The sequence below is a fragment of the Hymenobacter siberiensis genome, from assembly GCF_018967845.1.
Classification (GTDB): domain Bacteria; phylum Bacteroidota; class Bacteroidia; order Cytophagales; family Hymenobacteraceae; genus Hymenobacter; species Hymenobacter siberiensis.
The window spans coordinates 4518015-4541609 of record NZ_JAHLZZ010000001.1; the positions used below are offsets into that span (position 1 = coordinate 4518015).

General features: G+C 60.1%; 22 protein-coding genes. 13 read left to right on the plus strand and 9 right to left on the minus strand.

Going from position 1 to position 23595, the window contains the following annotated elements:
• Positions 1 to 76: 76 nt before the first annotated feature.
• The 5 genes from KQ661_RS19815 to KQ661_RS19835 all read left to right on the plus strand — a co-directional run bounded on the left by KQ661_RS19815 (position 77) and on the right by KQ661_RS19835 (position 4429).
• On the plus strand, positions 77 to 2194 hold the full coding sequence (locus KQ661_RS19815) for a glycoside hydrolase family 97 protein (RefSeq protein WP_216727832.1): 2118 nt from the start codon (positions 77 to 79) through the stop codon (positions 2192 to 2194).
• A gap of 72 nt (positions 2195 to 2266) precedes the next feature.
• Positions 2267 to 2650 carry a hypothetical protein gene (locus KQ661_RS19820; protein WP_216727833.1) on the plus strand — a complete coding sequence of 128 codons (384 nt, stop codon included), beginning with the start codon at positions 2267 to 2269 and terminating at the stop codon, positions 2648 to 2650.
• Between the two features lie 152 nt (positions 2651 to 2802).
• Complete coding sequence (locus tag KQ661_RS19825; protein ID WP_216727834.1) at positions 2803 to 3231, plus strand: hypothetical protein; 429 nt, start codon at positions 2803 to 2805, stop codon at positions 3229 to 3231.
• 110 nt (positions 3232 to 3341) lie between these two features.
• Positions 3342 to 3785: a helix-turn-helix domain-containing protein gene (locus KQ661_RS19830; RefSeq protein WP_216727835.1), complete on the plus strand. Its 444-nt coding sequence runs from the start codon at positions 3342 to 3344 to the stop codon at positions 3783 to 3785.
• Between the two features lie 5 nt (positions 3786 to 3790).
• Positions 3791 to 4429, plus strand: a complete 639-nt coding sequence (locus KQ661_RS19835; RefSeq protein ID WP_216727836.1) for a transposase — start codon at positions 3791 to 3793, stop codon at positions 4427 to 4429.
• A gap of 303 nt (positions 4430 to 4732) precedes the next feature.
• On the opposite strand, the gene KQ661_RS19840 is transcribed toward KQ661_RS19835, so the two are convergent.
• From KQ661_RS19840 to KQ661_RS19855, 4 genes are all read right to left on the minus strand, one after another.
• The gene (locus KQ661_RS19840) at positions 4733 to 5116 is read right to left on the minus strand and encodes a DUF3037 domain-containing protein (protein WP_216728015.1); all 384 of its coding nucleotides are present in this window, start codon (positions 5114 to 5116) and stop codon (positions 4733 to 4735) included.
• On the minus strand, positions 5094 to 5888 hold the full coding sequence (locus tag KQ661_RS19845; protein WP_216727837.1) for a HipA family kinase: 795 nt from the start codon (positions 5886 to 5888) through the stop codon (positions 5094 to 5096). The genes KQ661_RS19840 and KQ661_RS19845 overlap by 23 nt, the downstream gene beginning before the upstream one ends.
• Positions 5889 to 6085: 197 nt before the next feature.
• Positions 6086 to 6931: a DUF5916 domain-containing protein gene (locus tag KQ661_RS19850; RefSeq protein WP_216727838.1), complete on the minus strand. Its 846-nt coding sequence runs from the start codon at positions 6929 to 6931 to the stop codon at positions 6086 to 6088.
• Positions 6932 to 7096: 165 nt separating this feature from the next.
• Positions 7097 to 7516 carry a carbohydrate binding family 9 domain-containing protein gene (locus KQ661_RS19855; protein ID WP_216727839.1) on the minus strand — a complete coding sequence of 140 codons (420 nt, stop codon included), beginning with the start codon at positions 7514 to 7516 and terminating at the stop codon, positions 7097 to 7099.
• Positions 7517 to 7995: 479 nt separating this feature from the next.
• Here KQ661_RS19855 and KQ661_RS19860 point away from each other — a divergent pair, with 479 nt between their 5' ends.
• From KQ661_RS19860 to KQ661_RS19870, 3 genes are all read left to right on the plus strand, one after another.
• Positions 7996 to 9117, plus strand: coding sequence for an ISAs1 family transposase (locus KQ661_RS19860; RefSeq protein ID WP_216727840.1), 1122 nt, complete (start codon positions 7996 to 7998; stop codon positions 9115 to 9117).
• Positions 9118 to 9237: 120 nt separating this feature from the next.
• Positions 9238 to 9381: a hypothetical protein gene (locus tag KQ661_RS19865; RefSeq protein WP_216690163.1), complete on the plus strand. Its 144-nt coding sequence runs from the start codon at positions 9238 to 9240 to the stop codon at positions 9379 to 9381.
• 92 nt (positions 9382 to 9473) lie between these two features.
• Positions 9474 to 9887 (plus strand): hypothetical protein, encoded by a 414-nt coding sequence (locus KQ661_RS19870; protein WP_216690164.1) that lies wholly within the window; start codon positions 9474 to 9476, stop codon positions 9885 to 9887.
• Between the two features lie 74 nt (positions 9888 to 9961).
• On the opposite strand, the gene KQ661_RS19875 is transcribed toward KQ661_RS19870, so the two are convergent.
• The 5 genes from KQ661_RS19875 to KQ661_RS19895 all read right to left on the minus strand — a co-directional run bounded on the left by KQ661_RS19875 (position 9962) and on the right by KQ661_RS19895 (position 14371).
• Positions 9962 to 10312, minus strand: coding sequence for a hypothetical protein (locus KQ661_RS19875; RefSeq protein WP_216727841.1), 351 nt, complete (start codon positions 10310 to 10312; stop codon positions 9962 to 9964).
• Between the two features lie 84 nt (positions 10313 to 10396).
• Positions 10397 to 11383: a UV DNA damage repair endonuclease UvsE gene (gene uvsE, locus KQ661_RS19880; RefSeq protein WP_216727842.1), complete on the minus strand. Its 987-nt coding sequence runs from the start codon at positions 11381 to 11383 to the stop codon at positions 10397 to 10399.
• Between the two features lie 132 nt (positions 11384 to 11515).
• Positions 11516 to 12190, minus strand: a complete 675-nt coding sequence (locus KQ661_RS19885) for a carboxypeptidase-like regulatory domain-containing protein (RefSeq protein ID WP_216727843.1) — start codon at positions 12188 to 12190, stop codon at positions 11516 to 11518.
• A gap of 140 nt (positions 12191 to 12330) precedes the next feature.
• Entirely contained in the window at positions 12331 to 12987 is a 657-nt protein-coding gene (locus KQ661_RS19890) for a hypothetical protein (protein ID WP_216727844.1), read from the minus strand.
• 157 nt (positions 12988 to 13144) lie between these two features.
• Entirely contained in the window at positions 13145 to 14371 is a 1227-nt protein-coding gene (locus KQ661_RS19895; RefSeq protein ID WP_226915650.1) for a metallophosphoesterase, read from the minus strand.
• 290 nt (positions 14372 to 14661) lie between these two features.
• On the opposite strand from KQ661_RS19895, the gene radC reads away from it, so the two are divergent.
• The 5 genes from radC to KQ661_RS19920 all read left to right on the plus strand — a co-directional run bounded on the left by radC (position 14662) and on the right by KQ661_RS19920 (position 23367).
• Positions 14662 to 15417: a RadC family protein gene (gene radC / locus KQ661_RS19900; RefSeq protein WP_216727845.1), complete on the plus strand. Its 756-nt coding sequence runs from the start codon at positions 14662 to 14664 to the stop codon at positions 15415 to 15417.
• Positions 15418 to 15528: 111 nt separating this feature from the next.
• Entirely contained in the window at positions 15529 to 16140 is a 612-nt protein-coding gene (locus tag KQ661_RS19905; protein WP_216690171.1) for a DUF1684 domain-containing protein, read from the plus strand.
• A 203-nt stretch (positions 16141 to 16343) separates the two neighbouring features.
• Positions 16344 to 17243 carry a bestrophin family protein gene (locus KQ661_RS19910; protein WP_216690172.1) on the plus strand — a complete coding sequence of 300 codons (900 nt, stop codon included), beginning with the start codon at positions 16344 to 16346 and terminating at the stop codon, positions 17241 to 17243.
• Between the two features lie 433 nt (positions 17244 to 17676).
• A complete protein-coding gene (gene pheT / locus KQ661_RS19915) occupies positions 17677 to 20112 on the plus strand; it encodes a phenylalanine--tRNA ligase subunit beta (protein ID WP_216727846.1) in 2436 nt (811 codons plus the stop codon).
• A 249-nt stretch (positions 20113 to 20361) separates the two neighbouring features.
• A complete protein-coding gene (locus KQ661_RS19920; protein ID WP_317196139.1) occupies positions 20362 to 23367 on the plus strand; it encodes a M16 family metallopeptidase in 3006 nt (1001 codons plus the stop codon).
• Positions 23368 to 23595 lie beyond the last annotated feature (228 nt).

Genomic DNA, 23595 nt, shown 5'->3' on the forward strand with positions numbered 1-23595 from the left:
GGGGTTTTTCGGTTTTCAGACCGGGCCAGAATCAACCGTTTGCACAATCTACTTCCACCTCTTTTCCCCTGCTGTGATGCTGAATTATACCCGCCGGCTGCTGGCGCTTTGCTGCCTGATTTTGCTTTGGAATACGGCCCTGGCCCAAACCATCAAATCGCCCAACGGGCAGCTGGCGCTGCAATTCGCGCTGCAAACCGACGGCGTGCCCACCTACCACCTCACCTACAAGGGCCGCGACGTTATCAAGACCAGCAAGCTGGGCCTGGAGCTGAAAGACACGCCTTCGCTCATCAGCGGCTTTGCCGTGAGCGACAGCCAACAGCGCACTTTTGACGAGAGCTGGCAGCCGGTGTGGGGCGAGGTGAAAACCATTCGCAACCATTTCAACGAGCTGGCCGTGACCCTGGCGCAGGCCGCCACCGGCCGGAGCATCCGGGTGCGGTTTCGGGTGTTTGATGATGGCTTGGGCTTCCGCTACGAGTTTCCGCGCCAGCCCAAGCTGGACTATTTCACCATTAAGGAAGAGCGCACGCAGTTTGCGCTGGCCGGCGACCACAAGGCCTTCTGGCTGCCCGGCGACTACGACACGCAGGAGTACAGTACCGTGACCTCGAAGCTGTCGGAAGTGCGCGGCAAAATGAAAGCGGCCGTAACGGGCAACGCCTCGCAGACCACCTTCTCCCCCACCGGGGTGCAGACGCCACTCATGCTCAAGAGCCAGGACGGGCTGTACATCAACATCCACGAGGCGGCGCTGATTGATTATTCCTGCATGAGCCTGGAGCTCGACGACAAGAATTTCGTACTGGAATCGCACCTCACGCCCGACGCGGTAGGCGACAAGGGCCGGATTCAGACGCCGGCGCTTTCGCCCTGGCGCACAGTGATTGTGAGCGACAAAGCGGGCGACATTTTGGAATCGAAGCTGGTGCTGAACCTGAACGAGCCCACCAAATTCAAGGATACTTCGTGGATTAAGCCGGTGAAGTACGTGGGCGTGTGGTGGGAGATGATTACGGGCAAAAGCACGTGGTCGTACACCAACATGGACAACATCAAGCTCGATTCCATCGACTATAACAAGTTGAAGCCCAACGGCACGCACGGCGCGAATACGGCCCACGTGAAGGAATACATCGACTTCGCCGCCCTGCACGGCTTCGACGCGGTGCTGGTGGAAGGCTGGAATACCGGCTGGGAAGACTGGTTTGGCAAGCACAAGGACTACGTGTTCGATTTCGTGACGCCCTACCCCGATTTCAACGTGACGGAATTGCAGCAGTACGCCGCCAGCAAGAAGGTGAAGATGATAATGCACCACGAAACCTCGGGCTCGGTGCGCAACTACGAGCGGCACCTCGACTCGGCCTTCACCTTCATGAACAAGTACGGCTACGACGCCGTGAAAACCGGCTACGTGGGCGACATCGTGCCGCTGGGCCACCACCACTACGACCAGTGGGTGATTAACCACTACAACTACGTGCTGGAAACCGCCGCCAAGCACCACATCATGGTGAACGGCCACGAGGCCGTGCGCCCCACCGGCCTGGCCCGCACCTACCCCAACCTCATCGGCAACGAGGCGGCGCGCGGCACGGAGTACGAATCCTTCGGCGGCAACAACGCCGACCACACCACCATCCTGCCCTTCACCCGCCTCATCGGCGGGCCGATGGACTACACGCCGGGCATTTTCCAGACGAAAATCAGCGTCCTCAATCCGCAGAATAAATCCTTCGTGCACAGCACGCTGGTACGCCAAATGGCCCTGTACGTGACCATGTACTCGCCCCTGCAAATGGCCGCCGACCTGCCCGAGAACTACAATAAGCACCTCGACGCTTTCCAGTTCATCAAGGACGTGGCCGTGGACTGGGACGATACCCACGTGCTCGAAGCCGAGCCCGGCGACTACATCACCATCGCCCGCAAGGCCAAGGGCAAGAGCAGCTGGTTTATCGGCAGCACCTGCGATGAAAACGGCCGCACCTCCAACATCAACCTGAGCTTCCTCGACCCCGGCAAAAAGTACGTGGCCACCATCTACGCCGACGCCAAGGACGCGCACTACGAGACGAACCCGCAGGCCTACACCATCCGCAAAGTGAACGTAACGCGCAAGACCAAGCTGGCGCAGTATTGCGCGCCGGGCGGCGGCTACGCCATCAGCGTGGTGGAGGCGCGGTAGCGGGGGGGCAGCACCAGTTGAGGCAATAGCTTATCGACTTATTTAAATCACCCTTTGGCTGAACTTTGAGGCATGTACGATTTCGTCTTCAACTTCATCTACCGCTACCACAAAAAGGGCAAGACGTCCCAGTATCGGGCCACGGCGGCTTCCGCAGTGGCCATGACGGTCTTGTTTCAACTGCTTTGCCTGGGCGCCATTTTGCGGCATTACGGCCTCATCGACCTAGGCAAGCCCCTGAGCGCGGACTACGCCACCAATAAGTTGTTGATGCTGCCCCTTGTGCTGGCCTATTACTACCTGTTTATTTGGTTCTACTCGCACAAGCGGGCCGTGGCCATTGTCAATCAGTGGCCAAAGGACTACGATGTGCTCACAGCGCGTAATATCGGCCTCGTCTCGTTGATAATGCTCGGGCCGTTGTTCGTGATGATTGCTATTCTAAAGCTCTCCTAATACCCTCCTTATTTTGAACGGGCCACGTTTACCTTGGGACCGTTTTCTTGAACAGGCTTTTAGATTTGCTGCACCGCGCCGAAGAAAGGATTAAACTGTAACCCTATGGCGCTAACAGCGTGAGCTGCTCGCGGTATTGAAGATTCGAGCCCATGTCCGATAGCCCAGAAAAGAAGCCGGTGGGAGTGGAACAACCGCTTGTACTCAAAAAGATATCCTTTGGCGTTGTGTGCGCCTTCTGCGGCCTTATCGCCTTGATGATTTTCGATTCGGACAATTACAAAACATGGTTCAGCGTGCCCATGATTTTGGTGGTGGTAAGCTACTACTACTTCATGGGGTTGAATGTGTCGAACGTGTACAAATACGGCGGGCGTATACTCGTGGAACACGCAGTTGAAGGAGAGTTCATCTATGAGAAAGACGAACTCCTAGCGGTAAAATCGGCCTTGCTGTTCAACAAGCTCTGTTTTGCCGACAGGACGTTTTACATCTTCCATTCCGCTGGATTTATGAAAGCGCTGTTTTTAGCAGGTGAGAAAAACTACGAACAGGACATCATGCGAGACCTGCGAAGCTGAAACAGCTAGGAGAGAGCACCTTTTTAACGCTCCTTTCGGTGAACTACTAGTGGTCTGACAACTTAATTAAGCTTGTAACAGTTACGAGCGGACACCTTCATTTCTTGCTTATGCCCCGCCTCGCCACACCCGTTATCCTACCGCCCGCCGACGCCTCCGCGCTGCGGGCCATTGTCAAAAAAGGCACCCATAAGAGCCGCAAAATCACGCGGGCCCGCGCGCTGCTGGCCATGGGCAGCGGCAAAGGCGCGGCGGCCGTGCACGCCGAGGTGGGCATTTCTACCACGCAGCACCACCGCCTCAAACGCCGCTATCTGGCTGGGGGGCTGGGCGAGGCCCTGGAAGAGCGCCCGCGCAGCGGGCAACCGCCGAAGGTGACGCCCGCCCTGGAAGCGCGCATCACCAGCCTGGCATGCAGTGACTTGCCGACCGGCGCGGCCCGCTGGACGCTCTCGTTACTCAACGAAACCCTCGTCTCGCTCGACTACGGACCCGCCGTTTCCAACGAAACAATTCGCAAAGTTTTAAAAAAAGTCAGCTCAAGCCCTGGCTGAAGCAAATGTGGTGCATCGGCACCCTCACGGGCGAGTACCTGGCCAATAGGGAGGACGTGCTCGACGTGTACGCGCAGCCCGCCGAGGCGGGCGTGGTGCGCCTCTGCTTCGACGAGCGGCCCTGCCAACTGCTCGACCACGTGCTCACGCCGATTCCGCCCAAGCCGGGAGCCACCCAAAAAGAACACCAGGAATACGTGCGAAAAGGGGTCTGCAACGTCCTGCTGGCCTACGACATCGACACAGGCCAGCGCCACTTGCGGGTCACGACCACCAAAAACAAGGGCGATTACGCCCACTTTATGGACTGGCTCGTGCAATCCCACTACCCGGACGCTCAGAAAATCAAGCTCGTGCAGGATAACTACAGCACCCACACGTACGGCGCCTTTTATGAACACCTGCCCGTCGAAACGGCCCGCAACCTGCGCCACACCCTCGAATTCCACTACACCCCAAGCACGGCTCCTGGCTCAACATGGCCGAAATTGAATTCGCCGCCCTTTCCCGCCAGTGCCTGGACCAGCGCATCGGCACGCAGGAACGACTCGAAGCGGAGGCCCGGGCGTGGGAAGCCAAACGAAACGCGGCGGCCGTCAAGGTCAACTGGTCCTTCACGACCGAAAAGGCCCGTGATAAATTGAAAAACAGGTATGCCGAAGTGACCAAAGTAACTGACGAGATTAAACTGTCAGAACACTAGCAGCGGCTCGAAAACCAGTGGCCTGAAAGCTACTGCAGTGCCGAGCAAGTTTACGAAACTCGTCTACGAATCAAAGTTTACGAAATGCCCAAAGGGGATGAGTTTCGTAAACGCCCACAATCCCCGGAATTAGCCGGGAACAAGCAGGAATACCCACCTCGGTATTGTCAGTTTAGGGATGCTGTTCCATCCATGTAGTTGACTTCGCTTGGCGTTCCATGCCGCACATTTTCTGAGAACACATTTAGCTCACCAGTCCCTCAAACAGCCGCGCCAGCGTGGCGGCTGCGTCGGCGGTGCGGCCGGGGTGCAGGGGCGAGCACTGCACCACCGTGCTGCGCGTGGCCGTGAGCCAGCGGAACCGCTCGGCCACCGGCAGCTGCCCGATAACGCCCCCAGCGGCCTGCCCCTGGCAAATCTGCTCGAAGGCCCGCAGGCGAGCAGCTACTTCGGCCTGGTCGAGGGCCGGAGCGAAGACGTGGAGCCGGGCTTCGGGCAGCAGCCAGCGCACCTGCAAGAAGCCCAGGCCCCGGCAGTACAGCACCACGCCCACGTTCAGAAATTCTTCGCGCTCCACGCGGGGCACCACCCGCAGCACGGCGTACTCAAATACGTGCATCGCGGGCATCATTAATTTCCTGAATAAAAGCGGCCGATTGCGCCAGTCGGTTTTCGAGAAAGCCGACGTAGGCAGCCCGCTCTTCGGCGGGCGTGCCGGCGGCGTGGGCCAGCCACGCATCGGGCACCAGCGCCACAATGGCCCGAATGACTTCGGGCGTGAGGCGGGCGTGGCCGAGGGCATCGGCGGCGGCCAGCTCGGTGGCCTGGGGCAGCAGGACGTGGGTTTTAATCTGGGGGAACGGGCGGGGGCGCGGCGCGGCCCACTCGGGGCCGGCGTGGTGCACATACAGGGCCGCGCCGTGGTCGATGAGCCACAGCTCCTTGTGCCACATCAGCAGGTTGGTGTTGCGGGCGGTGCGGTCCACGTTCAACGTCAGCATATCGAGCCACACGATGAGCGAGGCCAGTCCGGGCTCCACGGTGGTCACCAGCGCATCGTAGGTGATGGCGCCGGAGAGGTAGTGCAGGGCCAGGTTCTGGCCGGTGCTGGCTTGCAGCAGGTCCTGGATTTCCTCGTCGGGCTCGGTGCGGCCGAAGCTCTCATCCAACTCGCAGAACACCAGCTCGGGCATGCGCAGACCCAGCACGCGGGCTATTTCGCCCACAATGAGCTCGGCAATCAGGGCCTTTACGCCCTGGCCCGCGCCCCGGAATTTCACCACGTAGAGGAAGTTGTCGTCGGCCTCCATCAGGGCCGGCAGCGAGCCGCCCTCGCGCAGGGGCGTCACGTAGCGCGTGAGCACAACGGTGCGGAGTTCGGGGGCAAGGTTTGCCGGCATAGGGGACGATAAAAGGGAATTGCTGCGCAAAGGACGGGCTTTTTGGCGGCTTCCACGAATATGGCTAACCGTCATGCAGAGCGCAGCGAAGCATCTTTACCGCATAACTAATTCCAATCGACAGGAATAGTGTTGCGGTAAAGATGCTTCGCTGCGCTCTGCATGACCGGTTGCTATACCGTTCGTTCGGCACCTTATTACCGCGCCGCCACGCGCCCGCTGCCCTTGCGCAACGCCAGATAATCCAAATAATACAGCACCTTCACCGACAGCGAGTTATTGTGCGGCGTGTTGATGGTGTTGTTGAAATTATCGAAGAACTGCGGCGTGGCCTCATTGGCCTGCAAATAGGTGGAGCCGGCGTTTTTCCAGACCACGCTGATTTGCGAGCCGGGCGCGAACCACCACGAGTACACCGCGTCCACGTTGAAGGCGTTGTAGGTGTTGTCGCGGTTGAGTTGGTAGGCGGCGGATTGCTCCTCCGCGTTCTTGCCGAGGGTGGTAAAATCGAGGTAGCGCACGTTGCTGGTGTAGTGGCGCAGGCGCAGCGTGAACGACATGCGGTTGGTGAACGTGTAGGCTACTGTGGCCACGTTGCGGCGGCCCAGCAGAATCTGGCCGGCGAAGGGCTGGTCGAGGGGTTCGGCCTTGTCGAGGCCGCCGTTTACGTAGTCGATTTGGTTCTGGCGCAGGCTCCAGTCCACGTTGAACTGCACCTCAAACGGCGAGAGGTTGAGCACCTGGTTGTCGCTCTGCACCTGCCCGAAATCGGGCACCAGCGTGGCATCCAGGGTGAAGCTTTCGTTGATGCCCCACTTCACGTCGGCCCCGCCGTTGAAGCGCGTGGTCAGGCGCTTGGTGCCGTCGGCGCTCAGCGGGTTGTGGTTCACGTAGCCCGACACGTAGGGCGTGAGCGAGAGACGCAACGGCGGTTTCACGCCCTGCACGCCCGTGAGTTCGCCCCACTGGTTCACGAAGCCGTCGACCTGCGGCTTCACCTCGTTCCAGAAATACACCGCGTTGTCGCGCTTGCGCTGCCGCATAAAATTCAGCCCCCACTGCTACACATCAGCCGTGCTGAAACGGATGGCGGAGTACGGAATGCGCATTTCGGCCACCCAGTCGGTGCCGCGCAGGGCGGTGCGGCTTTCCCACACGGCGTTCCAGTTGAAGTCCTCGCCGCCGGCCGGCGAGTAGCGCGAATCGAGCTACACGCCGCTGCTGGTCACGATGAATGCGTAGCCGTTGAGCTGGTCGTGGTAGGTATCGAGGAAGATGCCGATGAAGTCGGAATTACCGGTGTTGTCACGCGCCGTCAGCTCGCGGGGGATGGAGTCGGCGGCCACATCGTGCATTACCGCGCCCACGTAAATCGCGGCGTCATCATACAGCACGCGCACTTCGGTGGGGTGTTTTTCGTGGGGGCCAGGCTTGGGGCGGTTCTGGATAAAATCGGTGGCCGGCAGGGCCTCACGCCACGCGGCCTCGTCCAGCACGCCATCGAGCTTGATGGGCTGGGCGATGCGCAAGGCCGCCAGCTGGCGCTTGGGCGCGGCCGTAGCGGCGGCCGCCGCCGCAGTAGCCGCCGGGGTTTGGGCCAGGGCCGACACAAAAGCCAGGCTCAGCATTCCAAAAACAAAAAACAGACGCGCAGAAAGAAAGGGTGCAACATGGCGAAGGACAGTTGAGGGTGGTTCGAAGACCTATTGGAAAGGGTTTTGCAGCCTGATAGCCACCCTGAGTCAATGGAGCGGGGCGGGGTGCAGCCGGCGCACACTCACCAGGTGGCCGGGCCATACCGCTCCCATCCGGGCTGGTTTGCAGACCAGCCTGGGCGGTGCCCCAGCTCCATTATATCAGGTTTTTGGCGCAGCCGACGGGCCGTTAACACCCCGTCAGCTTTCGCGGTAAAGCATTTTTAATCAGGCAACAAGTATTCGATTGGCAGCCGTTATGGCTCCATTTTGCGTGGAAACTCCCGCTGTTGGGATTGGTTACTTCCGCTTGCGGAAATAAACGTCGTTGCCCACTGATTCGAGTTTGACAAGCGGGCCGCTACCGCTAATAGGGTCATTGCACCAAACGCGTAGTTAGCGAATTTTGCGGGGTGGACTATGCTGAGTTTTTTGAGGAAGTAACGGATTACCGGGTGCAAGGCCGCTGTTTGCACGAATTAAGCGACATTTTGCTGCTCGTGCTCTGTGGTTTGCTAGCTGATTGTGAGACATTTGAAGATATTTACGATTACGCCTGTGACAAAGAGGCCACGTTGCGTGAGTTCATGGACTTGCCGGCCGGCATCCCGTCCCACGACACGCTCAACCGCGTCTTTCGCCACCTGGTGCCCACCGAGCTGGAACGTTGCCTGAGCCAGTGGGGGCAGGCTATCGTGACCTTGCTGGCCGGTCGGCACCTGATTATCGACGGGAAGCAGCTGCGCGGCACCACGCCCGCAGGCAAACGGCAGGCCCCGGTCCAGCTCGTCAGCGTCTGGGCCGCCGAGCAGCGCCTGTGCCTGGCGCAGACGGCGGTGGAAACCAAGCGCAATGAGCTGGTGGCCATTCCGCAGGTGCTCGACCTGGTGGAGGTCAAGGGCAGCGTGGTCACGCTCGATGCGATGGGCTGCCAGCGGGCGGTGGCGGCGGAGCTGGTGGCGAAAGGCGCAGATTACGTGCTGGCGCTCAAGCAGAATCAGGGTGAGTTACACCGGCAGGTAGCTGCCCCCTTTGCCCCCTTGCTCGCCCAGCCCGCCGCCCACCAGCAGCGCGACAAAGGACATGGGCGCGGGGAGCTGCGCCGGGTCTGGGTCAGCCAACACTGGGGGCTGGTGGATGCCGGCGCAGACTGGCCGGGCTTGCAAACGCTGGTTTGCCAGCAGACCACGCGCTGGGTGGCAGGGCAGGCGCAACAGGCCACGCATTATTTTCTCTGCTCGCTGGCCGGAGCGAGTGCGGCCACGCTAGCGGGGTACATTCGTGGATACTATAGTATTGAAAATCAGCAGCATTGGCACCTGGACGTACCCTTTGCCGAAGATGCCTGCCAGTGCCGACGCGACCACGCGCCACGCAACCTCTCGACCATGCACAAGCTGGCCTTGACGCTGCTGCGACGCTCCCCGCTGGTCATGAGCCTGAAACGCAAACGCAAAAAAGCCGCCCGCGATGATAAATTCCTGCTTCAGTTACTGGCCCAGCTTCCGCAAGAGGAAACGACTTCGATAAGCTAACTGCTCGTTTAGTGCAATGGCCCTACTCTGCAAGCGGGCACTTTCCCAAATAAGAACTTCCAACCACACCCGCTTTCAAATAACCCATTGATAATCATAAAAATGTATTTCCCCGCATTATTGAGCTTTGGCCTTAGCAACGCGGCCTTTGCGCAAACAACCACCGGCGGCATCATGGGCACCACCTCGGGCCGCCGCACCAAAACCAAGGGCAATATAACCAACGGCAAAGTCAAGATAAAAGGCCAGTCTATAATGCAGTAACTTTTTGCGGCTCAATGCCGTAACGAGTTGGCAGTCGGCTGGTTCTTACCGAAGCAGCCGGCTTTTTTTATTCCCCACTCCCCCACCCCGCTATGAAATATTCCCTCTTACTAGCCGGCCTGCTATTTGCCACCACGGCCCAGGCCCAAACCGTTCCCTTCGACCCCTCGGCCCCTGTGCGCGGCGGCAGCCAGGGCCAGACCACCGTGCCCCCCGTGAACCCGGCGCTCAACCAAAGCACCATTCAGGGGCCGCCCACCATGCAGCGCACGCCCACCAACCGCGATGCCCAGCCCACCCGCCAGCTCGATGGCCGGGGCTTCTGGCCCGCCGCCACCCCGGAACAGTCGCCCAACGCCGTGCCCGATATCCGCGAGCAGCCCATCCGGCGGGCCGACCAGCCGCGCCAGTCTACGGACGTAGTACCCACCCGCTCGCGCCGCAGCAGCAGCAGCAACATCGAGCAGAACACCGTGCCTACCTACAACCCGAACACGCCCAAATAGTCCAGGCTACCGAACACAAAAGCCCCGCCGGACTAATATCCGGCGGGGCTTTTTGGTTGATGGGCGCGCGGCTGCTACGCCTTTTTGGCGGCGTGGGCCAGCAGGTCGCCGCCGTGGCGGCGCAGCAGGTCGGCCAGCTCGGTGAGCGGCTTTTTCAGGTCGGCCGGAGCACTGGCGCTGATTTCGCCGGTCTGGTCGCCCAGCATCGAAAGCGAGGTGCCGATGGCCGTGCTGCTCAGTACGCCGCTGCTGAGCAGCGACTGGAGTTTGCCGATTTCGCGGGCAATGTCCTGCAGGCCGGGCTCGCCGCTCTGCAGAAACTGCTGCTGCCAGGTTTCGGTATTGTCCATGGCCGAGCCCAGGGGCAGGCTGGTAAGGCCATTGCGCAAGGCGCTAACGGTAGCGAGAAGGTGGTCAGAAGGCATGGTTTTTTGGGGTATAAGGGTGTGAGGATATGAGGGTAGGAAGGGCGCAAACGCCCGTTGATGCCGTACGCAGTTGAAACCGCGCTAACTGGGAGTTTCTTTTTTAGCACGCCTGGCTTTGGCGGGCGCGTTGGGGTCGGGGGGCAGTGCGAGGGGCGGGCTGCTGGCATCGGGCGCGGCGGCGCTCAGGCCCAGCTCGCGCAAAATGGCCACGGCGCGCAGGGCGCTGGCTTCCTTGTTTTTTATTTCCAGCATCAGGTCGAAATCGAGGCCGTGCAGGTGGGTGAGGAATTCGCGAAACTGCTCATCTACCAGGTCGTTGGTGTGCTTGCCTTTGCGCTCACCCAGGGCCTGCGAACTATAGTCCATCAGGGGCACGCCGTCGGCGGTGGGGTGCCAAGTGGCGGCGGCCAGGCGCAGGGCCTCGGCCATGGGCTCGCCGTGGTTGAGGCATTCGTGGTGGAAATTATCGAACAGAATGGGTACGCCCGTGAGCTGGTGCAGCGCCAGGCAGTCGCGCAGGGAAAACAGCCGGTCGTCGTTTTCAACCACCACGCGGGCTTTCACGGCCGGCGGCAGGGCGGCGTGCACCGCCGCAAAACGGCTTATGGCCAGCTCCCGCTCGCCATACAGCCCGCCCACATGAATCTGGAGCTTGGCCGTGCCATCGAGCCCCATCAAGTCCAGCATCGAACCCTGGTACACCAGCTCCTGAATACTGCGCTGCACAATATCGGGGCTGGGCGAGTTCAGCACCACAAACTGGTCGGGGTGGAAGCTCACCCGCAGGTTATGAACCTTGATGTAGTCGCCAATAGCCCGGAAATCGGCCGCAAAGTGCGTTTGCCAGTCAAACGTATTGATGGGATGCGAGCCGAAGGACACAATGCTGGAGCCGATGCGGAAAAAGAGCAGGCCCTGAGCCACGTTCCATTCCAGCATGCGGCGCAGGCAGGCCAGGTTGGCCGTTACGGCCGCAACCAGTCGCTCTTCTGAATACGATGCCAGCCGGAAAGTATTGCCGGAGCTGCAATCCATCGCCTCGTTCACGCAAGGATACCCAATTTTCATACATTGGGCTTACGCGGAAATGCAGCCGGCAGTTATCGGGGGGGGATAAGAGTTAGGAGTTGAGAGTGAACAGTTGTTATTCAATTGCTCACTAAAAACTGTTCACTCTCAACTCCTAACTCTTAACTTCTCTTACGGCTGGTAGCCGCGATTGTCCAGAAAGGCCTTGTTGTACTCGGCGCGGACCTTGCGGGATTTTTCGGCGCGCTGCTCGGCTTCAATCTGCTCCATTTTGCGGCGCTGCTTGCCCTCGCGCGAAAACTGGTCGTAGAGCAGGCTCACGGGGCTGGCAATGGTGGGAATGGGCGCTTTGGGAGCTGTGGAATCGACGGCAAAGAGCGGCTTGGGCTTGGGCGGGCGCCTGGCCCCGCTCACCACCGGCGGCGCAGGCCGCTTGATGTTGCGCAGCGCCCGGTTGATAATGGCGCGGTCGGGCCGGTCGCTCACTACCTGCACTTCGCCCAGGCGCACGCTGTCGCGGGCCAGCTGAATGCGCACCACCAGCTGCGACAAGCCCGTGCCACCCAGCGCCATGCGCTGCGTCTTATAGCCCAGCGCCCGAAACTGGACGGTATCCGTGGGCAGGGCATCGATGCTGAAATCGCCGGTGGTGGCGGTCACCACACCGCGCCTGGTGCGCAGCACCTGCACCGTAGCCCCCGGAATGGGCAGCCGCGTCTGGGCTTCCGACACGCTGCCACTCAGGCGCACCGTGGGGGCCAGCTGGGCCTGGGCCCGGCCAGCCAGCAGCCACAGCGCCGCCAGCAGGCCCAGCACCCGGCCCAGCTTTGGCCAAGGGGCCGGCACACAATACTTTACTTTTAAAACCATTAATCCTTAAACGCAACGCTCCTACAAAGTAGCAACCCAACGAGCCAAAAAAAGCCCGCACCGTTGCAGGTGCGGGCCTTTCAGCGATAATTTGGCCGATTATATCGACCAAACCGTTAGTTTTTGACTTTGGTACCGTCGGCGTCTTTCATTTTCACCTTGCCGTTTTCCTTCATCTTGATTTTGCTGCCGTCCTCGGCTTTGGCCTTCAGTTTCGATACGTCCATGCCGCTGGTCATGCCGTTATCAGTGGTCGTGGTGGTGGAGCTTTCCGTGGTGGTCATCGACGACGAAGCCGCGCCGGTAGTATCCGACATCGACGAGACCGACGAGTTATCGTTCGCGTAGTTGCTGTCGTCGTAGGTCGAGCGGCTCGACTCGTAGGCCTGGTACTGGGTGGGGTCGGTGAAAACCGACTTGAACTCGGTATCCTGCGCCGTGTTGGCGTCGCGCATGGCGGCGGCCATGCCGGTGGTGTCGGTGGTGTACTTGCTGCGCAGCTCGTTCATGCGCTTGTAGCGGTTCACGTACACGGTGCGGATTTTGGTTTTCGTGGCCTCGTCCATGATTTTCATATCAGCCACCATTTTATCGGCGATTTTTTGGGCGCGGGCCTCAATCTGGGCATCCGTCATCGGGCCGGTGGTTGTGGTAATCGTCGTGGTGGTAGTACCGTCGGCGGGTACGGTGGTCACTTCGGTGGTTTTTTCCTGCGAGCAGGAGGCCAGGGAGAGAGCGGCAGCGCCGGCGAGAATCAATAGGGAATTTTTCATGTGTTGAGAAAAGGGGAGTTGAAAAGCAAACCGAAAGTGGTTTGGGGGCGCTTTATGGTAATGGCGTAGTGGATGTTATTTCAGGTTTAATTCACCGTTAAAAGAACGTCATGCGGAGCGCCGCCGAAGCATGACGTTCTTTTTTTCCACACCAATTCTACGCCCGGCGCAACTCAAACACCGTGATTTCGGGCAGGAAACCTACCCGCCCCGGGTAGCCCAAAAAGCCCAGGCCCACGTTCACGTACAGCTTCTGACGGCCCTGCTCATACAGGCCGGCCCACTGCTTATACACGTATTTCACGGGGCTCCATTTTAGAAAGGGCAGGTTCACACCGAACTGCATGCCGTGAGTATGGCCGCTGAGGGTGAGGTCGATATCGGGGTAATTGAGCACCTGCGCTTCCCAGTGCGAGGGGTCGTGCGAGAGCAGGATTTTGAAGGGCGCGTCACCGCTGGCGGCGTGGGCCTGGGCCAGGTTGCCGTGCTTGGGGAAGTTGGCGTGGCTGCTCCAGTTCTGCACGCCGAGCACCGATATTTTATCGGTGCCGCGCGTGATGGTGTGGCTGGTGTCGTTGAGCAGCGTCCAGCCAATTTTGGCGTGGTTCTGCATCAGGCGCTCCAGGTTGGCGCGCTTGTCGGCGGGGGTTTTCCAGGCCACGTAATCGCCATAGTCGTGGTTGCCGAGGCTGGAAAAAATGGGCAGTTCCGACTTGATGCCCGCGAGGGCCGGAATATGCGGCTCCACCTCGGTGGCGCGGTTGTTCACCAGGTCGCCGGTCATCAGAATCAAGTCGGCACCCTGGCGATTTATCATGGCCACGGCCCGCTCCAGCGGCTCCGTCGAGTTGAAGCTGCCGGTGTGCAAGTCCGAGATTTGCAGCACTTTAAAGCCGTCGAACGCCGGCGGCAGGTTGGGATAGCGCAGTGTCACGCGGCGCACGGTGTAGTCCGTGCCGCCCTTCACCATGCCCCACAGCAGTGAAAAAAAAGGAATAGCCCCGATGCCCAGCGCCAGCTTCGCCAGAAATTCGCTGCGCGGAATGGCCACCACGTCCGTGCCCGCCGGCCGGCTGGCCGAGCTCATGGCCCAGCGGCCCAGCCGCGTCACGTCTTCCAGCAGCAGCGGGATAAACATCACCAGCTTGGCCCCCAGCAGCAGCACGGGCAGGCTCATGAGGTAGCTTTTGAGTTGAATATTGCCCGTTTGCCGGGTCGAGCCGGCCCAGGCCGCAATCATCCAGCTACCCACCGTGAGCAGCCAGTAGCTGATGGCCGCCGCCCGCCGGACACCGGGCGAAAGGTGCTGCACTACCGTGCGTACTGCCTGATAACCATACCATTCAGCCAGCACCACCACGGCCAGCACTAACCATAAAACCAACGGATTACGCATACAAACCTTCTATTCAGATTACGCCGCCGCGCACCAATGCAGCGGCAGCTTCGGGGCTTAAACGCACCCGGCCCGCTTTTGCTTTACATTTAAAGAAAATTCGAGGTCCGTGAATGAGGTAGAGACGCAATACCTGGCGTCTCGTCGTTGCTGATGTTGTTATGACTGCGCAATGCAGGAGTCGTAGGCGGCGTGGTTCCGGTCGTTCAACGATGAGACGCCAGATATTGCGTCTCTACCCCCAAACTGCTCTAATACGCTTTTACCTTCTGCCACCCATGCCCACGCCTGACAAGCAGCACCACGCCGCTCCTACCCTGCCGGGTACGCCCCTGCCCTATGCCGCCCCCACCGCATCCGGCATCAAGAGCTGGGCCGAGGATGACCGGCCCCGCGAAAAGCTAATGGCCAAAGGCCGCGCCGCCCTCTCCGATGCCGAGCTGATTGCCATTCTGCTGGGCTCGGGCACCACCAGGCTCTCGGCGGTGGATGTGGGCATGCTCATGCTGCAAGGCGTGGGCAACGACCTCAATGCCCTGGCCCGCGAGAGCGTGAAGCAGCTTTGCCGCCACCCCGGCATCGGCCCGGCCAAGGCCATTACGATAGTGGCCGCGCTGGAGCTGGGCCGCCGCCGCAAGGAGGCCGATGCCACCCCGCGCACCACCATCACCTGCTCGCGCGACATTTATAATCTGATTCGACCGAATTTGATGGACCTGCCGCACGAGGAATTCTGGGTAATTCTCCTGAACCGAGCCAACGTGGTGATGCGCAAAACCGCCATCAGCCGGGGCGGCGTGGCCGGCACCGTGGCCGACCCCAAAATGATTTTCAAGGAAGCCCTGGAGCAGCTGGCCAGCAGCATTATTCTGGTACACAACCACCCCAGCGGCAACCGCAACCCCAGCGCCGCCGACATTCAGCTCACCAAAAAGCTGAAGGAAGCCGGTAATTTCCTGGATTTACCCATTCTCGACCACCTCATTTATTCCGACCAGGGCTATTACAGCTTCGCCGACGAAGGCATGCTGTAAGTTGTCACGCTGAGCGCAGCGAAGCATCTTTTCACGTCTGCACGCATTATTCAGCGGTAACGGGATGCTTCGCTACGCTCGGCATGACAGCCGATTTTAAAACAAAAATTAATGATTAAAAAACTTGCCCTCGCTGCCGCTATTATCGGCATTATTTTCTATTCGCTAAACGACGCGAAACCAAATAACAGCGTCTATTTAGCGCAATTAAATAAATTTCGCAGCGAGAAAAACCGCACTTTTCGGCAGTCGGAAGAATCGCCAATTTCTGCCGCGCAAAAAGCGCAGTTTGACAGCCTGAAATATTATGCAGCCGATTTAGCTTTCGTGCCACACGCCGATATTTCGCGCACCGAAACCCCGGATACCACGCTTATTCAAATGAGCGATAACAAAGCCGAGAAATACCTGAATTGGGGCGTGGTGAAATTCAACATCAATAATTCACCCCAACAATTACGGGTGTATTTAAAAGCCAATGGCCGCGATTCCACGCTATTTATCCCCTTCACCGACCTCACCAACGGCCACGAAACCTACGGCGGCGGCCGCTACCTCGACGCCCCCATTCCCAGCCTGAACGAACCGGAAATCGAGCTCGATTTCAACCGCGCCTACAATCCCTACTGCGCCTACAACAACGAGTACAGCTGCCCGGTACCGCCCGCCGAAAACCGGCTGCAGGTCGCCATTCCGGCCGGCGAAAAATCGTTTCACGAGTAATGGCAGCCCTTCGTTGGCGCTCAGCAGCGGGAAGGCCGGGCTGGCGGCAGCCATTGCTGCCAGCCCGGCCGGCAAATTCTCGGGACGGCGAATATTGAACAGCAGCACAGTAGGCTTGCACTGGCTGACTGCTTCAATGCCGGGTTTTAGCTATACGCTGCCCAAGTCCGTAGAAATAGGCCTACACTATCTTCAGATTGCCTATGCTACTGGACAAAAAACTTCCTGTTCGCTTTATTCTACGACGTATTGGGCCCGACATGGCACTGGTGCTGCTCATCTCGGCGGTATTCCTGCTGCTCAAAACGTACCTCTCCGCTTATTTACCACCCATTCCGCTGTCGTTGCCCTCCATTCTGGGTAGCGCCATCTCGCTGCTACTGGCCTTCACCATCAGCCAGTCGTATGAGCGGTGGTGGGAGGCGCGCAAAATATGGGGTGCCATCGTCAACGATTCGCGCACGCTGGTACTGCAGGCGCGCACCTTTGTAAAGGCAGAGTATCTGTCGGAGGGACTGTTGAACAGCCTGGCCTGCCGGCAGATGGCGTGGTGCTACGGCCTGGGCGAAACGCTACGGGGCCAGGACCCCATGGCCACGCTTGCCCGCTACCTGCCAGCGCAGGAGCTGGCCTACGCGGGGCGCCAGGCCAACAAGTCGCTGGCGCTGTTGTCGCTGCATACCCAGCAGTTCAAAATCCTGTATGAGCAGGAGGCCATCAATCCCTATCAGCAAGTGCAGCTCGATGATACGCTGGTACGCCTCTGCGACTCGATGGGGCGAGCCGAGCGCATCAAAAGCACGGTATTTCCGACCAACTATCGGCGGCTGGTACACTTTCTTATCTATCTGTTTCTGGGCACCTTATCGCTCAGCCTGGTTGAAACCAACGGCCTTTGGGAAATACCGATTCTGGTTATGTTCGCCGTTATCTTCTTCCTGGTCGAGCGTACCGCCCGCTACATGCAGGACCCCTTCAGCAACCTGCCCACCGATACGCCCGTCACGGCCATTGCCCGCACCATTGAGATAAACCTGCGGGAGCTGCTGGAGAGAGAAGATGTACCTACTCCCATACCCGCCGAAGCCTATTACCTGATGTAGGGTCTAATGGATGTAATCAGCAGTTTGAGTTGATACCGTTAAACCGGTCATGCTTCGGCTGCACTCAGCTTGACCTTTAAGCAGCTCCTTAGGCTTTAAGTGGACTCATAATCAAATTCAGCATCGATAACGCGCCACAGCAGATGCGACTCTCCCCTCCTCACTCCTTTCACTGACCTCACCAACGGCAGCGAAACCTACAGCGGCGGCCGGTGAGAAATCGCTCCATGGCCAGGTGCGGGAAAGGTCGCCGTTCTGAAGGCACAAAACCGTTCGGCATTGTCCTGCAACTCGCTCTCCCAATCTGCTGCCGGTGACTCTCCGCTTAGCCTTCTGTGTTTTGGAAATCTCCCGGGCACATCCTCCCAGACGCCTTGCCTCGCTTTGTACCTTTGCTCCCTGACAACGAACAACTAGCAACGGACAACTACAGATGCGCATTTCCCTCGACTGGCTTAAAACCCTCATTCCGACCGACAAACCCGCCGCCGAGATTAGTGCCTTGCTCACCGGCTCAGGCCTGGAAGTGGAGAGCGCCGAGGAGCTGGAAAGCATTCCCGGCGGCCTGCGCGGCCTAGTGCTGGGCACCGTGCTCACCCGCGAGCCCCACCCCGATGCCGACAAGCTGAGCCTGACCACCGTGGACGTGGGCGACGCCACGCCCCGCCAGATTGTGTGCGGTGCCCCCAACGTGGCCGCCGGCCAGCGCGTAGTGGTGGCCCTCGAAGGTACCATGCTGTACCCGAGCAGCGGCGAGCCGTTCAAAATCAAGAAAAGCAAGATTCGCGGCGCGGCCTCCGAAGGCATGATTTGCGCCGAGGACGAAATCGGCCTGGGCCAATCGCACGCCGGCATTATGGTGCTGACCACCGAGCTGCCCAACGGCACGCCCGCCGCCGACTACTTCGGCCTGGGCTCCGATACGGTGTATGAAATCGGCCTCACGCCCAACCGCGCCGATGCCGCCTCGCACTACGGCGTGGCCCGCGAGCTGCGCGCCCTGCTGCGCCAGCCCTGCCATTTGCCGGATGTGAGCGGCTTCGCGGCGCCGGTTTCGGCCGCCAATAATATTGCTGTCAACATTGAAGATGAAATAGCCTGCCCCCGCTACGCCGGCCTGCTGCTGGAGAACGTGCACGTTGGCCCCTCGCCCGAGTGGCTGCAGCGCCGCCTGCGCAGCATCGGTCTCTCGCCTATTAATAATGTGGTGGACGTGACCAACTTCGTGCTGCACGAGCTGGGCCAGCCTTTGCATGCCTTTGATGCCAAACAGATTACCGGCGGCCAGATTCGCGTGAAGCGCGCCGAAGCCGGCGAGAAATTCGTGACGCTGGATGGCACCGAGCGCAGCCTGAAAGCCGAGGACTTAGTGATTGCCGATGCCAACGGCGCGCCGATGGCGCTGGCCGGCGTGTTCGGCGGCAAGACCTCGGGCGTGAACGAGGGCACTACCCGCGTGTTCCTGGAAAGCGCCTACTTCGGCCCCGCCGCCGTGCGCCGCAGCTCGCAGACGCACCAGCTGAAAACCGACGCCTCGTTCCGCTTCGAGCGCGGCACCGACCCGAATATGGTGATAATAGCCCTGCAAAGGGCCGCGCTGCTGCTGCAGGAAGTGGCGGGTGCCACCGTTGCCGCCCCTATCGTGGACGAGTACCCCACGCCCGTGCTATCGGCCACCGTGCGCCTGCGCCTGCCCCGCGTGGAGCGGCTGGTGGGCCAGTACATCGCCCCCGAGCGCATCCGCCAGATTTTGACGGACCTCGACATCGAAATCAGCGAGGAGAACCCCGACGCCGGCGACCAGGACACCTGGACGCTGACCGTGCCGCCCCACAAAGTGGACGTGACCCGCGAGGCTGACGTGATTGAGGAAATCCTGCGCATCTACGGCTACAACAACGTGGCCCTACGCCCCAACAACTCGGCCTCGTTCCTGGCCAAATTCCCAAATCCTGACCCCGAGGTGACGCGCGTGAAAATCGCCTCGCTGCTCAGCGGCCAGGGCTTCTCGGAAATTCTCACCAACTCGCTCACCAACTCGCTGTATTTCGAGAAAGAGGCCGAGCCGAACAACGCGCTGGTGCGCATTCTGAACTACAACAGCGTTGATTTGAACGTGATGCGGCCCACGCTGCTGCACTCGGGCCTGGAGGTTATCCGGCACAACATCAACCGCCGCCAGCGCGACTTGAAGCTGTACGAGTTCGGCAAAACCTACTTGCAGAATGAGAACGGCAAGCACATGGAAAAGAACAAGCTGGTGATTTACCTGACGGGCAACGCCGACGGCGAAACCTGGCAGCAGAAGTCAGAAAAGGCGGCGTTCCACGACCTGGGCGGGGCGGTGCAGCAGGTGCTGGCGGCACTGGGCTTCGGTGGCGCAGCTTCGCAGCCGGTGCAGCATGAGTACCTGGCCGGCGGCCTCGCGCTGCTGGTGCACAACCAGCCGGTAGCGCAGCTGGGCGCGGTGTCGGCCTCGGTGCTGAAGCGGCTGGACGTGACGCAGCCGGTGTGGTATGCCGAGCTGGACTGGGATGCGCTTTCGAAGAAGTACAAGCCCACGCTGGTGGCCCGCGAGCTGTCGAAATTCCCGGAAGTGCGCCGCGATTTGAGCATCGTGGTGGATTCGACGGTGACGTTTGACCAGCTCCAGCAGATTGCCCGGCGCACCGAGAAGAAGCTGCTGCAAAGCATCAACGTGTTCGATGTGTACGCTGGCGAAAACCTGGGCGCGGGCAAAAAGTCGTACTCGGTGAGCTTCACCCTGCAGGATTTCAGCCAAACGCTCAGCGAGCAGGCCATCGACCAGGTGATGCAGAAGCTGATTCAGCAGTTCGAGAAGCAGGCCGGCGCGTTGATTCGGAAGTAGAGTTCTGACACTTCTAGCCCGCAGAAGGCGCAGAGGCTTGCGCAGAAGTCGCAGAACGTTCTGCGACTTCTGCGCAAGCCTCTGCGCCTTCTGCGGGCTAGAATTATTAAGGTCCATCCGTAATGCCAACGCAACCCCGGCGATGTAGTCGTTACCCTTGGCCTACTGGCTCTCTGGTAGCCTGCAGGGCAGTAAGTTGCAGCCTGAATTGCCTCCTACACTTCCAATCCATCACCTTTTTCCTACAAAATGAACCTACGTTTCCTGTCCACCCTGGGCCTGGCGCTGCTGACAACCGTCGGCTACGCTCAGCAGAAAAAAACACCCGCAAGCGCCAAAACGGCCCTGATGACCACGCCCGGCGGCACCCGCCTGGTGGAAAGGGTAACCAAGCAGCCCGGCCAGCTCGTCATTCCCTACGAGAAGTATGTGCTGCCCAACGGCCTCACGCTCATCGTGGCCGAAGACCACTCCGACCCGTTGGTGCACGTCGATGTGACCTACCACGTGGGCTCGGCGCGGGAGCAGATTGGCAAATCGGGCTTCGCGCACTTCTTTGAGCACATGATGTTTCAGGGCTCCGACCACGTGGGCGACCAGCAGCACTTCAAGCTGGTGACGGCCGCTGGCGGCACCCTCAACGGCAGCACCACTACCGACCGCACCAACTACTTCGAAACGCTGCCCAGCAACCAGCTCGAAACCGGCCTTTGGCTCGAAGCCGACCGCATGGGCTTCCTGCTCGACGCCGTGAGCCAGAAGAAATTCGAGATTCAGCGCTCGACGGTGAAGAATGAGCGCGGCCAGCGCGTTGACAATACGCCTTACGGCCAGTCGCAGGAGTACCTCATTCGCACGATGTTCCCCTACGGCCACCCCTACTCCTGGTCGCCCATCGGCTACCTCGAAGACCTGGACCGCTCCGACGTGAACGACCTGAAGAACTTCTTCCTGCGCTGGTACGGCCCCAACAACGCCACCCTGACGGTGGGCGGCGACGTGAAGCCCGCTGAAGTAGTGAAGATGGTGGAGAAGTATTTCGGCCCCATCAAGCGCGGGCCGGCCGTGCCCGTGCAGAAGCTACCCGCCCCGGTGCTGGCGCAGGACCGATACGTGAGCTACTCCGACAACATCCGCTTCCCGATGCTGCAGATGTGGTTCCCGACCGTGCCCCAGGGCCACCCCGACGCCGTGGCGCTCGATGCCCTGGCCGACATTCTGGGCGGCGGCAAAACTTCGCTGCTCTACAAAAACCTGGTGAAAAACCAGAAAACCGTGCAGGCCCAGGCCTACCAGCAGAACTACGAGCTGGCCGGAGCCCTGACGATTACCGCCCTGCCCCTGCCCGGCAAAGCCCTCGACAGCACCGAATACATCATCCGCAACACCCTGAAAGAGTTTGAAACGCGTGGTGTAAACGACGGCGACGTGCAGCGCTTTAAGGCCCAGACCGAAGCCCAGGTTATTAATGCCCTAGCCAGCGTGCAGGGCAAGGTGAGCCTGCTGGCCGCCAACCAAACCTTCTACGGCAACCCCAACTACCTCACCGTAGAGATGAAGGAGTTGAAGGCCCTTACCAAGGCCGATGTGCAGCGCGTGTACGACAAGTACGTACGCGGCAAGCACGCCGTGATTCTGAGCGTGCTGCCCAAAACCGGCGGCGCGGCCGCCGCCAAGCCCGACAACTTCACCGTTGATAAGTCGGGCTACAAAGCTCCCGACTACGGCTACGCCGGCCTGAAATACGTGAAGCCCATCGACACCTTCGACCGCAGCAAGCAGCCCGCCGCCGGGGCCAATCCCGTAGTGAAGGTGCCCGCGCTGTACCAGGAAACCCTGCCCAATGGCCTGAAAATCGTGGGTACCAAGAACACCGAGATTCCGGCCATCACCATGCGCCTCACCATTCGGGGCGGCCACCGCCTCGAGCAGGCCATGCCCGCCAAGGCTGGCCTGGCCCAGCTCACGGCCAGCATGCTGAACGAAGGTTCGGAGAAGTACACCGGCGAGCAGTTCACCACGGAACTCGACAAGCTGGGCTCCAGAGTGCTGGTTAACGCCGGCGACAACGAAACCACCGTGTACGTGCAGAGCCTGACCAAGAACCTGCCCGCCACTATGGCCCTGCTGGAACAGCGCCTGCTGCACCCGCGCTTCGACGCGGCCGACTTTGCCCGCGTGAAAAAGCAGCAGATAGAGCTGATTGCCAACTTCGCCAACCAGCCCGCCGTGGTGGCCGACCTCACCTACAACCGCTTGGTTTACGGCTCCAATAACATTGCCGGCACGGCCGTGGCGGGCACTACGACCTCGGTGGGCAGCATCACGCTCGACGATGTGAAGAGCTTCTACAACACCTACTACGCGCCCAACGTGAGCTACCTCGTGGCCGTGGGCGACGTGGACCAGGCCACGCTGGACAAGCAGCTCGGCTTCCTGAAAAACTGGGCGAAGAAGGACGTGACCATCCCGGCCGACATGGCTGGTGTGCAGCCCGACAAAACCACCATCTATTTCGTGAACAAGCCCGGCGCGGCGCAGTCCGAAATCCGGGTGGGCTACCTCACCGACATGAAGTATGACGCCACCGGCGCCTACTACAAAGCCGGCCTGGCCAACTTCCTGCTCGGCGGCGCCTTCAACTCCCGCATCAACCTGAACCTGCGCGAGAACAAGGGCTACACCTACGGGGCCAACTCGGGCTTCCGTGGTACGCGCTACGCGGGTCCATTCACGGCCCAGGCCGGCGTGCGCGCCGATGCCACCGCTGCTTCGGTAAAGGAGTTTATGAGCGAGATTCAGAACTACCAGAACGGTATTTCCGATGAGGAGCTGGCTTTCCTGCAAACCTCAGTGGGCCAGAGTGATGCCCTCAAGTACGAGACTGGCCAGCAGAAAGCCGGCTTCCTGTCCCGCCTCGTAGAATATGACCTGCAGCCCACCTACGTCAACCAGCAGACCGATATTCTGAAAAACCTGAAAAAGGAAGACGTGCAGGCCATTGCCAAGCAATATCTGCCCGCCGATAAAATGTATATCGTGGTGGTGGGCGACGACAAGCAGCTGCCCACCCTGCAGGCCCTGGGCTACCCCGTAGTGCAGCTGGACATGGAAGGCAAGCCCGTGGCTGCCGAAATAATGAAGATGCCCATGCCCGCCCCCACCCAGATGGCCGCGCCGACGGATGAAAAGATGAAGAAGCAGTTTGACGACGGCGGCAAAATCAAAACCAAAACCAAGAAGGGTAAAAATTAACCCAGCAGGTCGGTCGTCGTAACGCCTGATTGAACGTCATGCTGCGCTTGCCGAAGCATCGCTACCATGCAGCTAATCCTAACCGATGGATTACTAATGCGGTAGCGATGCTTCGGCAAGCGCAGCATGACGCGCTGTTTTGCGTTCCTTTCCGGCTCAAACGCAAACCTTGCTGAGGCACAAGCCGCGAGCAAGCGCCGGGTAAAGCGTAGCTTTCGGCCCGCCGCT

Bases quoted from the DNA above. Each gene is read 5' to 3' on its own strand.
- pheT (WP_216727846.1), top strand. From the start codon at position 17,677: ATGCGCATTTCCCTCGACTGGCTTAAAACCCTCATTCCGACCGACAAA.
- KQ661_RS19870 (WP_216690164.1), top strand. From the start codon at position 9,474: ATGAAATATTCCCTCTTACTAGCCGGCCTGCTATTTGCCACCACGGCC.
- KQ661_RS19875 (WP_216727841.1), bottom strand. From the start codon at position 10,312: ATGCCTTCTGACCACCTTCTCGCTACCGTTAGCGCCTTGCGCAATGGC.
- uvsE (WP_216727842.1), bottom strand. From the start codon at position 11,383: ATGAAAATTGGGTATCCTTGCGTGAACGAGGCGATGGATTGCAGCTCC.
- radC (WP_216727845.1), top strand. From the start codon at position 14,662: ATGCCCACGCCTGACAAGCAGCACCACGCCGCTCCTACCCTGCCGGGT.
- KQ661_RS19850 (WP_216727838.1), bottom strand. From the start codon at position 6,931: ATGCGGCAGCGCAAGCGCGACAACGCGGTGTATTTCTGGAACGAGGTG.
- KQ661_RS19820 (WP_216727833.1), top strand. From the start codon at position 2,267: ATGTACGATTTCGTCTTCAACTTCATCTACCGCTACCACAAAAAGGGC.
- KQ661_RS19840 (WP_216728015.1), bottom strand. From the start codon at position 5,116: ATGCCCGCGATGCACGTATTTGAGTACGCCGTGCTGCGGGTGGTGCCC.
- KQ661_RS19855 (WP_216727839.1), bottom strand. From the start codon at position 7,516: ATGCTGAGCCTGGCTTTTGTGTCGGCCCTGGCCCAAACCCCGGCGGCT.
- KQ661_RS19815 (WP_216727832.1), top strand. From the start codon at position 77: ATGCTGAATTATACCCGCCGGCTGCTGGCGCTTTGCTGCCTGATTTTG.
- KQ661_RS19920 (WP_317196139.1), top strand. From the start codon at position 20,362: ATGAACCTACGTTTCCTGTCCACCCTGGGCCTGGCGCTGCTGACAACC.
- KQ661_RS19845 (WP_216727837.1), bottom strand. From the start codon at position 5,888: ATGCCGGCAAACCTTGCCCCCGAACTCCGCACCGTTGTGCTCACGCGC.
- KQ661_RS19830 (WP_216727835.1), top strand. From the start codon at position 3,342: ATGCCCCGCCTCGCCACACCCGTTATCCTACCGCCCGCCGACGCCTCC.
- KQ661_RS19910 (WP_216690172.1), top strand. From the start codon at position 16,344: ATGCTACTGGACAAAAAACTTCCTGTTCGCTTTATTCTACGACGTATT.
- KQ661_RS19835 (WP_216727836.1), top strand. From the start codon at position 3,791: ATGTGGTGCATCGGCACCCTCACGGGCGAGTACCTGGCCAATAGGGAG.
- KQ661_RS19890 (WP_216727844.1), bottom strand. From the start codon at position 12,987: ATGAAAAATTCCCTATTGATTCTCGCCGGCGCTGCCGCTCTCTCCCTG.
- KQ661_RS19905 (WP_216690171.1), top strand. From the start codon at position 15,529: ATGATTAAAAAACTTGCCCTCGCTGCCGCTATTATCGGCATTATTTTC.
- KQ661_RS19825 (WP_216727834.1), top strand. From the start codon at position 2,803: ATGTCCGATAGCCCAGAAAAGAAGCCGGTGGGAGTGGAACAACCGCTT.